11 protein-coding genes, 4 tRNA genes and 1 rRNA gene are annotated in these 12,239 nt (G+C 53.1%); all 16 read left to right on the forward strand.

Annotated features, from left to right (window positions below; genetic code table 11):
* Window positions 1-122 precede the first annotated feature (122 nt).
* The 16 genes from rrf to rpoB all read left to right on the forward strand — a co-directional run bounded on the left by rrf (window position 123) and on the right by rpoB (window position 12,205).
* A 5S ribosomal RNA gene (gene rrf / locus BLT89_RS00830) occupies window positions 123-238 on the forward strand.
* 117 nt (window positions 239-355) lie between these two features.
* Window positions 356-1,357, forward strand: coding sequence for a bifunctional biotin--[acetyl-CoA-carboxylase] ligase/biotin operon repressor BirA (gene birA, locus BLT89_RS00835; RefSeq protein WP_090192640.1), 1,002 nt, complete (start codon window positions 356-358; stop codon window positions 1,355-1,357).
* On the forward strand, window positions 1,347-2,084 hold the full coding sequence (locus BLT89_RS00840; protein ID WP_090192641.1) for a type III pantothenate kinase: 738 nt from the start codon (window positions 1,347-1,349) through the stop codon (window positions 2,082-2,084). Before birA ends, BLT89_RS00840 begins: the two co-directional genes overlap by 11 nt.
* Before the next feature lie 10 nt (window positions 2,085-2,094).
* On the forward strand, window positions 2,095-2,781 hold the full coding sequence (locus tag BLT89_RS00845; RefSeq protein ID WP_090198550.1) for an SPOR domain-containing protein: 687 nt from the start codon (window positions 2,095-2,097) through the stop codon (window positions 2,779-2,781).
* A gap of 109 nt (window positions 2,782-2,890) precedes the next feature.
* Window positions 2,891-2,975 (forward strand) — tRNA-Tyr (locus tag BLT89_RS00850).
* 24 nt (window positions 2,976-2,999) lie between these two features.
* Window positions 3,000-3,073, forward strand: a tRNA-Gly gene (locus BLT89_RS00855).
* A 25-nt stretch (window positions 3,074-3,098) separates the two neighbouring features.
* Window positions 3,099-3,174: transfer RNA gene (locus BLT89_RS00860), tRNA-Thr, on the forward strand.
* A gap of 83 nt (window positions 3,175-3,257) precedes the next feature.
* Entirely contained in the window at window positions 3,258-4,451 is a 1,194-nt protein-coding gene (gene tuf, locus BLT89_RS00865) for an elongation factor Tu (protein ID WP_090192642.1), read from the forward strand.
* A 52-nt stretch (window positions 4,452-4,503) separates the two neighbouring features.
* Window positions 4,504-4,579 (forward strand) — tRNA-Trp (locus BLT89_RS00870).
* A 41-nt stretch (window positions 4,580-4,620) separates the two neighbouring features.
* Window positions 4,621-4,989, forward strand: coding sequence for a preprotein translocase subunit SecE (secE, locus tag BLT89_RS00875; protein WP_090192643.1), 369 nt, complete (start codon window positions 4,621-4,623; stop codon window positions 4,987-4,989).
* A gap of 10 nt (window positions 4,990-4,999) precedes the next feature.
* Entirely contained in the window at window positions 5,000-5,533 is a 534-nt protein-coding gene (nusG, locus tag BLT89_RS00880; RefSeq protein WP_090198553.1) for a transcription termination/antitermination protein NusG, read from the forward strand.
* Window positions 5,534-5,650: 117 nt separating this feature from the next.
* A complete protein-coding gene (rplK, locus tag BLT89_RS00885; protein WP_090192644.1) occupies window positions 5,651-6,082 on the forward strand; it encodes a 50S ribosomal protein L11 in 432 nt (143 codons plus the stop codon).
* A complete protein-coding gene (gene rplA / locus BLT89_RS00890) occupies window positions 6,082-6,777 on the forward strand; it encodes a 50S ribosomal protein L1 (protein ID WP_090192645.1) in 696 nt (231 codons plus the stop codon). Before rplK ends, rplA begins: the two co-directional genes overlap by 1 nt.
* Window positions 6,778-6,973: 196 nt before the next feature.
* Complete coding sequence (rplJ, locus tag BLT89_RS00895) at window positions 6,974-7,474, forward strand: 50S ribosomal protein L10 (protein WP_090192646.1); 501 nt, start codon at window positions 6,974-6,976, stop codon at window positions 7,472-7,474.
* A gap of 74 nt (window positions 7,475-7,548) precedes the next feature.
* A complete protein-coding gene (gene rplL / locus BLT89_RS00900; protein ID WP_090192647.1) occupies window positions 7,549-7,917 on the forward strand; it encodes a 50S ribosomal protein L7/L12 in 369 nt (122 codons plus the stop codon).
* 211 nt (window positions 7,918-8,128) lie between these two features.
* Window positions 8,129-12,205: a DNA-directed RNA polymerase subunit beta gene (gene rpoB, locus BLT89_RS00905; protein WP_090192648.1), complete on the forward strand. Its 4,077-nt coding sequence runs from the start codon at window positions 8,129-8,131 to the stop codon at window positions 12,203-12,205.
* Window positions 12,206-12,239: the final 34 nt, after the last annotated feature.

Genomic DNA, 12,239 nt, shown 5'->3' on the forward strand with positions numbered 1-12,239 from the left:
TTGCGTGTCAGACGGTTGAAGTCGACACAAAGCCGAAAATTTGCAAGTAACACGCAATACCGGCTTCTATCACATACCCGATTCGGGGAAGCGACCTAAACATCGACTCCCCAGCAAAATTGCTTGACGACCATAGAGCGTTGGAACCACCTGATCCCATCCCGAACTCAGAAGTGAAACGACGCATCGCCGATGGTAGTGTGGGGTCTCCCCATGTGAGAGTAGGTCATCGTCAAGCACCTATACCAAACCCCCGATCAGGTAACTGGTCGGGGGTTTATTTTTGCTTGTTGGGTTTATAATCGGGCCCGTTGCGCCACCTAACGAATACAGACAATACAGCCCAGGGAGTCGCATGTCGGACAATGCAAAAGGGCCTGATGCGCCCCTGTTAGCTAGCCTGCAATTGCTGAAAATATTACAGGATGGACGCTTTCATTCCGGAGAGGATCTTGGGCGCGCGCTGGGTATCAGCCGTAGCGCTGTGTGGAAGAAGATCAAAAAGATAAATTCACAGTTTGGGCTGTTAGTGCATAGCGTTTCAGGTCAAGGCTACAGATTGGCTCAAGAAATGATTTCTCTTGCCCCCCAAGCGCAATTCATTGGAAGGCATTCGACATGGCGTATCGGAATGTACGATTCGCTTGACTCGACTAATGCGGAAGCTTTGAGGCAGCTTGAGTTAGGGGCCATTGCTCCGTTTGCAATTGTCTCCGAGCAACAAACAGCCGGGCGCGGGCGACGTGGAAGAGTATGGGTCAGTCCGTTTGGTGAGAACCTCTACTTCAGTTTGCTTATAAAGAATGACCGGGGCGTGAAAGGCCTGGAAGGTCTTAGCTTGGTAATAGGTCTTGCTGTCGTTTCTGCGTTACGAAAGGTTGGCGTACAAAGCCTTGGTTTGAAGTGGCCTAATGATGTGCTGGCCTCGGGGCGTAAAATTGCAGGCGTACTACTCGAATTGTCAGGTGACCTGGCGGATGTATGTCATGTTGTTATTGGTGTAGGTATCAATACCAATATGCTTTGCTCAACGGAAAAGATAGATCAGGAGTGGACGTCGGCAAGTATCGAGACAGGCACCTTGATCGACAGGAATGTCTTGCTGTCGGAATTGCAAATACAGCTTGATGAACATTTGGCAATCCACGGAGAGAGCGGATTTCCAGCTTTTGTGGATGAATGGAATAAAAATGACCTGTGGCGCGGAAAGGTGGTTGAGTTGTCTGCGGGGGGGCGAAAGATATCCGGAGTGGAAAGCGGCGTGGATCAGACTGGCGCATTGATGCTTTTGATTGATGGAAATTTTCGGGTATTCAGTGGCGGCGAGTTAAGTCTGAGATTGCAGCATGATTCTTGAGGTTGATTGCGGTAATACGTTGATTAAGTGGCGTGTACTGGACGGAGCGGATCAGCTCGTAAGGTGTGAGGGTTCGGCTCGTGACGAGGCAGAGTTACTTGCGCAACTCGATGCTACAGATATTGGGTCGCTGGCTAAATGCCGGATTGTCAGTGTTCGAAGTGATCTTGAAACGCATAGCTTGATTACTGCTTTAGAGCTGAGATATTCAATGCCAGTTGAGCTTGCGGAATCGAGCAAGACTCTTGCTGGTGTGACAAATGGTTATAACGATTACCGGTTGCTTGGCACGGATCGTTGGCTGGCCATCGTGGGCGCATTTTCGCTTAAAAAATCAGCATGCTTGGTGTTGGATATAGGCACGGCGGTTACGGCTGACTTCGTGGATGGTGCGGGCGTGCATTTGGGGGGCTTTATTAGCCCTGGAATCAAAATGTTAAGGGATCAGCTGGGTGTCGGAACTGCTCGCGCTGCCTACCTGCCGATAAACAGCAGCGCTACGCACACTCCTGGACAAAGTACTGCAGAGGCGGTTGGTCGAGGAACGGAATTAATGCTGCTTGGTTTTGTTGGCTTGCAGCAAGAAATGGCAAAAGAGCTTTGGGGGCATGAGTTCAGCATGCTCCTTACAGGTGGAGGTGCTGATATGGTGGGTACGCATTTTGGCGAGGCAGATATCGTCTCCGACTTGGTTTTCCGTGGCTTGGCATTGGCGTTCCCGGATTGAGGATTTGAATGTGCGCTGGTTGTTTCTGTTGCTTCTGGTTCTAAACGCCTTCTATTACGTATGGCATCAGCAGCAGGTCCCGATGGAGGCGCAAAAAGCAGACCCGCTCGCGCAGTATCAGGCTCGAGAGCAAGATATTCGACTTTTAAGTGAGGCGCCTGACAAGGCGAAGCGCAAAGCTGTAGAAGCGACTGCTGAGGCCGAGCAATCAGTTTGCCTGTTTTTAGGGAATTTTGAGGTGCGAGACACGGCGGAAACATTGCGCCAACGACTGGCAGGTCTTGATGTTGATTCAGAAATCCAGGAGGTTGATGCGGTGTCCGGGGTGGACTTCTGGGTATATTTGCCTCCCTTGGCGTCTAGAAGCGCCTCGTTACGACAGCTCAAGGAGTTACAGGCACGGCAGATCGATAGTTTTGTAATAGCCGAGGGGGATCTTGAAAACGGTATCTCGTTAGGCATATTTCCGCGTTACGAGTCTGCAGAGAGTGTCATGGATCGGCTTTCGGCGGCAGGCTATGAGCCTTCGCTGCGAAAGCTCTCGCGGAATCAAAGAAGTTTTTGGGTGCGGGTTGAGCCGGGACATGAGCGGATAATTGATGATGGGTTGCTGGCAAGCCTTGCTGCTAGCTTTAGCGAGTTACGCCATGAGATGAAACCCTGTCAGGCTGTTGATATGGAGCCGCAGTTTGAATAGACTTGCCGGCCCTTGTGAGTTGCGACAATTTTCGGGGCTAAGCTCAGGATTTTTATAAGGTAAAGCTTGACAGGTGGGCGACATACATTGAGAATGCCGCCTCCTTTTTGGAGGGATTCCCGAGCGGCCAAAGGGATCAGACTGTAAATCTGACGTCATCGACTTCGAAGGTTCGAATCCTTCTCCCTCCACCAGTTTCAATCGTGAGTACAGGCTCCGCGGGTATAGTTTAGTGGTAGAACCTCAGCCTTCCAAGCTGATGATGCGGGTTCGATTCCCGCTACCCGCTCCAGGTGCTCTCGATGTTTTAGTGTTTTGCTCATGTAGCTCAGCTGGTAGAGCACACCCTTGGTAAGGGTGAGGTCAGCGGTTCGATTCCGCTCATGAGCTCCAGTTCAACAAAGGCAGATATGCATGTATCTGCCTTTGTTTTGATATTTTTATCTGCTTCGATTACTCAGTAGGAGACGTTGGCGATGGCTAAAGAAAAATTTGAACGTAACAAACCGCACGTCAACGTTGGCACCATTGGTCACGTTGACCATGGTAAAACCACTCTGACTGCGGCGCTGACTCGCGTTTGCTCCGAAGTATTCGGCAGCGCAAAGGTCGACTTCGACAAGATCGATAGCGCTCCGGAAGAGAAGGCTCGTGGTATCACCATCAATACTGCGCACGTAGAGTACGACTCGTCTGTTCGTCACTACGCGCACGTTGACTGCCCAGGCCACGCTGACTATGTGAAGAACATGATCACCGGTGCTGCGCAGATGGATGGCGCTATCCTGGTTTGCTCGGCCGCAGATGGTCCGATGCCGCAAACCCGTGAGCACATTCTGTTGTCCCGTCAGGTTGGCGTTCCTTACATCGTCGTGTTCCTGAACAAGGCTGACATGGTTGATGATGCCGAGCTTCTGGAGCTGGTGGAAATGGAAGTGCGTGACCTGCTCAGCACTTACGATTTCCCGGGCGACGACACGCCGATCATCATCGGCTCCGCGCTGATGGCGTTGAACGGTCAGGATGACAACGAGATGGGCACCACTGCCGTCAAGAAGCTGGTCGAGACTCTGGATAGCTATATCCCTGAGCCGGTCCGTGCCATCGACAAGCCATTCCTGATGCCGATCGAAGACGTATTCTCCATCTCCGGCCGCGGTACCGTGGTAACCGGTCGTGTAGAGCGCGGTATCGTCAAGATCCAGGAAGAAATCGAGATCGTTGGTCTGCGTCCTACCACCAAAACAACCTGTACTGGTGTAGAGATGTTCCGCAAGCTGCTCGACGAAGGTCGTGCTGGCGAGAACTGCGGTGTATTGCTGCGCGGTACCAAGCGTGATGACGTCGAGCGTGGCCAGGTACTGGCCAAGCCGGGCACCATCAAGCCGCATACCAAGTTCGAGTCGGAAGTGTATGTGCTGTCGAAGGAAGAAGGCGGTCGTCACACGCCATTCTTCAAGGGCTATCGCCCGCAGTTCTACTTCCGTACTACCGACGTTACCGGTAGCTGCGAACTGCCGGAAGGCGTTGAGATGGTAATGCCAGGTGACAACGTGCAGATGGTTGTTACCTTGATCAAGCCGATTGCCATGGAAGACGGCCTGCGTTTCGCGATTCGCGAGGGTGGCCGTACCGTTGGTGCTGGCGTGGTAGCCAAGATCATCGAGTAATCGGTTGAACTTGCTTCTTCAGGTCGGCATAATGGTCGACCTGTTTTGTTATAGGCCAGTAGCTCAATTGGCAGAGCGACGGTCTCCAAAACCGTAGGTTGGGGGTTCGATTCCCTCCTGGCCTGCCAGATTAAATATCAGATCTGGCATTTGATTGAGAAAAAAGTGAATGAGTGCAAAGGCTGAAGCCAAAGAGGGGCGTTTTGACGCGCTGAAGTGGCTAGTTGTGGTGCTGCTGGTTGCGCTTGGTGTTGTCGGCAATCAATATTTTGCTGCTGAGCCCGTCTTGTATCGCGTTCTCGTGCTGCTGTTTCTGGCTGTTTTGGCTGGCTTTGTGGCCTTTCAAACACAGAAGGGGCGTGCCTTTTTTGTTTTGCTGAAAGAGGCCCGGACAGAAATACGTAAGGTTGTCTGGCCTACTCGGCAAGAAACAACGCAGACAACTTTGATTGTTGTCGCGGTGGTTCTAGTAATGGCGCTGCTGTTGTGGGGGCTTGATTCCCTGCTCGGTTGGCTGGTTTCGTTGATTGTTGGCTGATAGGTGTGCTGTGGCTAAGCGTTGGTATGTAGTTCATGCTTTCTCGGGGTACGAGAAGCATGTAATGCGCTCGCTGATTGAGCGCGTCAAGCTGGCCGGCATGGAAGATGAGTTCGGCGAAATTCTGGTGCCTACCGAAGAAGTAGTGGAAATGCGCAATGGCCAGAAAAGGAAGAGCGAGAGAAAGTTCTTCCCTGGCTATGTTCTGGTACAGATGAATATGACCGAAGGCACTTGGCATTTGGTCAAGGCGACGCCTAGGGTCATGGGTTTTATTGGCGGTACTGCGGATAAGCCGGCGCCGATAACCGAGAAAGAAGCTGAAGCGATATTGCGTCGGGTTGTGGATGGCACTGAAAAGCCCAAACCGAAGACGTTGTTTGAGCCAGGCGAAACAGTACGCGTTGTTGACGGACCCTTTGCGGACTTCAATGGCGTTGTGGAAGAAGTTAACTACGAGAAGAGCCGGATACAGGTTGCAGTGCTCATTTTCGGACGCTCCACGCCTGTGGAGTTGGAGTTCAGTCAGGTCGAGAAGGCATAACTGATCTAAGCATCCCTAAACCTCGCAGCTGAATGGTTGCGGGGTTTTGTTGTCACAGGGAAAACAGCGAAGTAACGGGGAGCCTCACGGCGCTAGTACCCAAAACTGGAGTTTCAAATGGCTAAAAAAATTACTGCTTACATCAAGCTGCAAGTGAAAGCTTGTCAAGCTAACCCTTCGCCACCTGTTGGTCCTGCTCTGGGTCAGCATGGCGTAAATATCATGGAATTCTGTAAGGCGTTCAATGCCAAGACTCAAGGCATGGAGCCGGGTCTGCCTACTCCTGTAATTATCACGGTTTACAGTGATCGCAGTTTCACCTTTGAGACCAAGAGTACGCCAGCTTCCGTGCTGCTCAAGAAGGCTGCTGGCCTGTCTAGTGGTTCGGCACGCCCGAACACCGTCAAGGTGGGTACAGTAACCCGCGCACAGCTTGAAGAGATTGTTAAGACCAAACAGGCTGATCTCACTGCTGCTGACATGGATGCGGCTGTTCGCACTATCGCCGGCTCCGCCCGTAGCATGGGCCTCAATGTGGAGGGTGTGTAATGGCTAAGCTGACCAAGCGTCAAAAGGCTATCGCTGAAAAAATCGAAGCTGGCAAGCAGTATGGCTTTGACGATGCAGCCAAGTTGCTGGCTGAAATGTCGACTATCAAGTTCAAAGAGTCGGTCGATATTGCCATTAATCTGGGTGTGGATCCGCGCAAGTCAGATCAGGTTGTACGTGGTGCCACTGTGTTGCCGAACGGCACCGGTAAAAGCGTTCGTGTTGCAGTATTTACCCAAGGTCCGGGCGCTGAGGCTGCACTAGCTGCCGGTGCGGATCGTGTGGGTATGGATGATCTGGCTGCAGAAATGAAAGGCGGCGATCTCAGTTACGACGTGGTCATTGCATCCCCCGACGCTATGCGCGTTGTTGGCCAGTTGGGCCAGATTCTGGGTCCGCGCGGTCTGATGCCTAACCCTAAGGTTGGTACCGTGACGCCCGACGTAGCTACTGCGGTGAAGAACGCCAAGGCTGGTCAGGTTCGTTTCCGTACCGACAAGAACGGCATTATTCATGCGTCTGTTGGCAAGGTTGATTTTGAGCCCGTCAAGCTGCGTCAGAACGTTGAGGCCTTGCTGGTCGATCTTAAGCGCTTGAAGCCATCGACATCCAAGGGTGTCTATGTTCAGCGTGTGACCCTCAGCACAACCATGGGTCCAGGCTTGCAAATAGACCAGGCTTCACTGGAAGCCTAAGAGCTAAAAACGAAGGCTTGTAGCCTTCGTTAAAAGATTGGGGTCCCTGCCTGGCGGGGGCTATCCAAGACCGTAGGCGACGCAAGTCTTAAAACTTAAAGCCTACGCAGAGGTGCTCCCGATTCGTTAATCGAATTAGACACCAAAATCTCGTTCCGCCCCGGTGGAGCGAACGGTAAAACCAGGAGTAAAACCCGTGGCAATTAAACTCGAAGACAAAAAAGCCATCGTCGCTGAAGTCAACGAGGCTGCCCAAAGCGCTCTTTCTGCTGTCGTGGCCGATGCCCGTGGCGTGACTGTTAGCGCAATGACCGGACTCCGTAAAGAAGCCCGCGAAGCTGGCGTTTACGTACGCGTTGTACGTAACACCTTGCTCCGTCGAGCCGTTGAAGGTACCTCCTACGAGGTGCTTAACGACGTGTTCAAAGGGCCGACCCTTATTGCTTTCTCGAATGAACATCCGGGTGCTGCTGCTCGTTTGTTCAAGGAGTTTGCCAAGGGTCAGGACAAGTTCGAGATCAAGGCAGCTGCGTTTGAGGGCAAGTTCCTCGCAGCAAATCAGATCGACGTACTGGCAACCCTGCCGACCTACAACGAAGCAATTTCCCAGCTGATGAGCGTGATTCAAGGCGCCACCAGCAAGTTGGCTCGTACGTTGGCGGCTGTTCGCGACCAGAAAGAAGCAGCGGCGGCCTAAGCCAGCGCAGTCTTTTTCAAGTTTGTTTATTTTGATGGCCGCGAAGGCCGTCCCTTAATACAGGAATTAGAGTCATGGCTCTGTCTAACGAAGACATTATCGAAGCAATCGGCCAGAAAACCGTTCTGGAAGTTGTTGAACTGATCAAGGCAATGGAAGAGAAGTTCGGTGTTACTGCCGCCGCTGCCGCTGCTGGTGGTCCTGCTGTTGCAGCTGCAGTTGCTGAAGAGCAAACCGAGTTCAACGTGATGTTGCTCGAGGCTGGTGAGAAGAAAGTAAACGTGATCAAGGCTGTTCGCGAACTGACAGGTCTCGGCCTGAAAGAAGCCAAGGCTGTTGTTGATAGCGCTCCAGGCATGGTCAAAGAAGGCGTGTCGAAAGACGAAGCCGAGGCCGCTAAGAAGGCTCTGGAAGAAGCTGGCGCCAAAGTCGAGCTCAAGTAAGCGAAGACTTTGCGTCAACAGCCTGAGCGTCTCGTTTAAGGCTGATGGCTGGTGGCTTTTGCCACCGGCCTTTTTCCGTTCTAGATGGGTATTCTGGGCGGGAAGATCCAACCAAATTACAGGTTGGCGCAAACTGAACAGTTTGCACGATTTTCTGGCCGCTTCCGTCGGAAGTGGCCAAACAAGCAGGTGACCAAGCTGGGGAACGCTGATGGCTTACTCATATACTGAGAAAAAACGTATCCGCAAAGACTTTAGCAAGTTGCCGGACGTCATGGATGTACCTTACCTCCTGGCTATCCAGCTGGATTCGTATCGCGAATTCCTGCAGGCCGGGATCAGTAAAGATCAGATTCGTGACATCGGTCTGCACGCGGCCTTCAAATCCGTATTCCCGATTATCAGCTACTCCGGCAATGCCGCGCTGGAGTATGTAGGTTATCGCCTCGGTGAACCGGCTTTTGATGTTAAAGAGTGCACCCTTCGTGGTGTTACTTATGCGGTTCCGCTAAGGGTTAAAGTCCGGTTGATTATTTTCGACAAAGAGTCGTCGAATAAGGCAATCAAGGACATCAAGGAACAAGAAGTCTATATGGGGGAAATCCCTCTGATGACTGAAAACGGTACCTTTATCATCAACGGTACCGAGCGTGTAATTGTTTCTCAACTACACCGCTCTCCTGGCGTGTTTTTTGACCATGATCGTGGCAAGACGCACAGTTCGGGCAAGCTGCTTTATTCGGCCCGGATTATTCCTTACCGTGGTTCATGGCTCGATTTTGAATTCGATCCGAAAGATTGTGTGTTCGTTCGAATTGATCGCCGCCGCAAGCTGCCGGCATCGGTATTGCTGCGGGCGCTAGGATTCACTACAGAGCAGATTCTGGAGTCTTTCTACACCAATAACGTATTCCACGTTAAAGCCGAGAACATGCTCAGTCTTGAGTTGGTTGCTCATCGCTTGCGTGGTGAAATTGCTGCGTTCGATATCAAGGACGAGAAAGGCAAGGTTATTGTCGAGCAGGGCCGCCGGATTACCGCGCGTCACATCAACCAGATCGAAAAGTCTGGCGTAAAAGAGCTGGAAGTACCGACGGACTACGTGCTCGGTCGCACTACGGCCAAGGCAATCGTGCATCCGGCTACTGGTGAGATTATTGCCGAGTGCAATACCGAACTGACTGAAGACCTGTTGGCCAAGATTGCCAAGGCTCAGGTTGTCCGTATAGAGACGCTGTACACCAACGATATCGATTGTGGTCCGTTTGTTTCTGACACACTGAAAATCGACTCTACTAGTAATCAGCTGGAAGCTCTGGTCGAAATATACCGGATGATGCGTCCTGGCGAGCCACCTACCAAGGATGCTGCCGAGACCCTGTTCAACAACCTGTTTTTCAGCTCTGAGCGCTACGACCTTTCAGCTGTTGGTCGCATGAAGTTCAACCGTCGTATCGGTCGTGCCGAGATCGAAGGCTCCGGCGTGCTGAGCAAAGAAGACATCGTTGCTGTCTTGATGACGCTGGTTGATATTCGTAATGGCAAAGGCATTGTCGATGACATTGATCACCTGGGTAACCGTCGTGTTCGTTGTGTCGGCGAGATGGCCGAGAATCAGTTCCGTGTAGGTCTGGTTCGCGTCGAGCGTGCTGTTAAAGAGCGCCTGTCGATGGCTGAAAGCGAAGGTCTGATGCCTCAGGATCTGATCAACGCCAAGCCGGTTGCGGCTGCAGTCAAAGAGTTCTTCGGTTCTAGCCAGCTCTCCCAGTTCATGGACCAGAACAACCCGCTTTCCGAGATCACTCACAAGCGTCGTGTTTCGGCGCTTGGCCCGGGTGGTCTGACCCGTGAACGTGCCGGCTTCGAAGTACGTGACGTGCATCCGACCCATTACGGTCGCGTGTGCCCGATTGAGACCCCGGAAGGTCCGAACATCGGTCTGATCAACTCTCTGGCAGCCTATGCGCGAACCAACCAGTACGGTTTTCTTGAGAGCCCGTACCGCGTGGTAAATGCGGGTAACGTGACGGATGAGATTGTGTTCCTGTCGGCCATTGAGGAGGCCGATCATGTGATCGCGCAGGCCTCGGCGACTATGAACAAGAAAGGCCAGCTGATCGATGAGCTGGTAGCTGTGCGTCACCAGAATGAATTTACCGTAAAGGCTCCGGAAGACGTCACCCTGATGGACGTTTCACCGAAGCAGGTGGTTTCTGTGGCGGCCTCGCTGATTCCGTTCCTTGAGCATGACGATGCCAACCGCGCCCTGATGGGTTCGAACATGCAGCGTCAGGCCGTTCCGACTCTGCGTGCCGACAAGCCGCTGGTTGGTACCGGAATGGAGCGTAACGTGGCTCGCGACTCCGGTGTTTGCGTGGTGGCTCGCCGTGGCGGTGTAATTGACTCGGTTGATGCCAGCCGTATCGTAGTGCGTGTGCATGACGATGAAGTCGAGACCGGTGAAGCTGGTGTCGACATTTACAACCTGACCAAATACACCCGCTCGAACCAGAACACCTGCATTAACCAGCGTCCACTGGTAAGCAAGGGTGATGTGGTTTCACGCAGCGACATTTTGGCTGACGGCCCTTCCACCGATATGGGTGAATTGGCGCTGGGGCAGAACATGCGTGTTGCGTTCATGCCCTGGAATGGCTTCAACTTTGAAGACTCCATCTGCTTGTCCGAGCGCGTTGTTCAAGAGGACCGCTTCACTACTATCCACATTCAGGAACTGACCTGTGTGGCGCGTGACACCAAACTCGGGCCTGAGGAAATTACCTCGGACATCCCTAACGTCGGTGAAGCTGCGCTTAACAAACTGGATGAGGCCGGTATCGTTTACGTTGGCGCAGAAGTGCTGGCAGGCGACATTCTGGTTGGCAAGGTCACGCCGAAAGGTGAAACCCAGCTGACCCCTGAAGAGAAGCTGTTGCGCGCTATCTTCGGCGAGAAGGCCTCGGACGTTAAAGACACCTCCCTGCGCGTGCCAACCGGCACCAAAGGTACGGTGATTGACGTGCAGGTTTTCACCCGGGATGGCGTGGAGCGCGATTCCCGCGCACTGGCTATCGAAAAGATGCAGCTCGACGAGATTCGTAAGGATCTGAACGAAGAGTTCCGTATCGTCGAAGGCGCTACCTTTGAGCGTTTGCGTGCCGCCCTGGTTGGCGCCAAAGCTGAAGGCGGTGCTGGCCTGAAGAAAGGTGCAGTGGTCAGCGACGAGTACCTTGATGGTCTCGAGCGCGGTCAGTGGTTCAAGCTGCGTATGGCGGAAGATGCTCTCAACGAGCAGCTGGAAAAGGCGCAGGCCTATATCAGCGACCGTCGCAAGCTGCTTGACGACAAGTTTGAAGACAAGAAGCGCAAGCTACAGCAGGGCGACGATCTGGCGCCGGGCGTGCTGAAAATCGTCAAGGTATACCTGGCCATCAAACGCCGCATCCAGCCGGGCGACAAGATGGCCGGACGTCACGGTAACAAGGGTGTGGTCTCGGTGATCATGCCGGTGGAAGACATGCCGCACGACGTGCATGGCACGCCGGTCGACATCGTCCTCAACCCGCTGGGTGTTCCTTCGCGGATGAACGTTGGCCAGATCCTTGAAACCCACCTTGGCCTGGCGGCTAAAGGTCTGGGTGAGAAGATCAATCGGATGCTCGAAGAGCAACGCAAGGTCGCTGAGCTGCGCAAGTTCATGCAGCAGATCTATAACGAGATCGGCGGGCGTCAGGAAAATCTGGATGAACTGAGCGATCAGGAAATTCTGGACCTGGCCAAAAACCTGCGTGGCGGCGTGCCGATGGCAACACCGGTGTTCGATGGTGCCAAGGAAAGCGAAATCAAGGCCATGCTCAAACTGGCAGATCTGCCGGAGAGCGGTCAGATGCAGCTGTTCGATGGTCGTACCGGTAATACCTTCGAGCGCCCAACGACTGTTGGTTACATGTACATGCTCAAGTTGAACCACTTGGTCGACGACAAGATGCACGCGCGTTCCACCGGCTCTTACAGTCTGGTTACCCAACAGCCGTTGGGTGGTAAGGCGCAGTTCGGTGGCCAGCGTTTCGGGGAGATGGAGGTCTGGGCTCTCGAGGCTTATGGCGCTGCATACACCCTGCAGGAAATGCTGACCGTGAAGTCGGACGATGTGAACGGCCGTACCAAGATGTACAAAAACATCGTGGATGGCGATCACCGCATGGAGCCCGGCATGCCGGAGTCCTTCAACGTGCTGATCAAAGAAATTCGTTCGCTCGGCATCGACATCGAACTGGAAACCGAATAACACGCGTCGCCTGCGTTGCGTCCGGCACATGCCG

The organism is Pseudomonas pohangensis (assembly GCF_900105995.1).
Taxonomy (GTDB): domain Bacteria; phylum Pseudomonadota; class Gammaproteobacteria; order Pseudomonadales; family Pseudomonadaceae; genus Aquipseudomonas; species Aquipseudomonas pohangensis.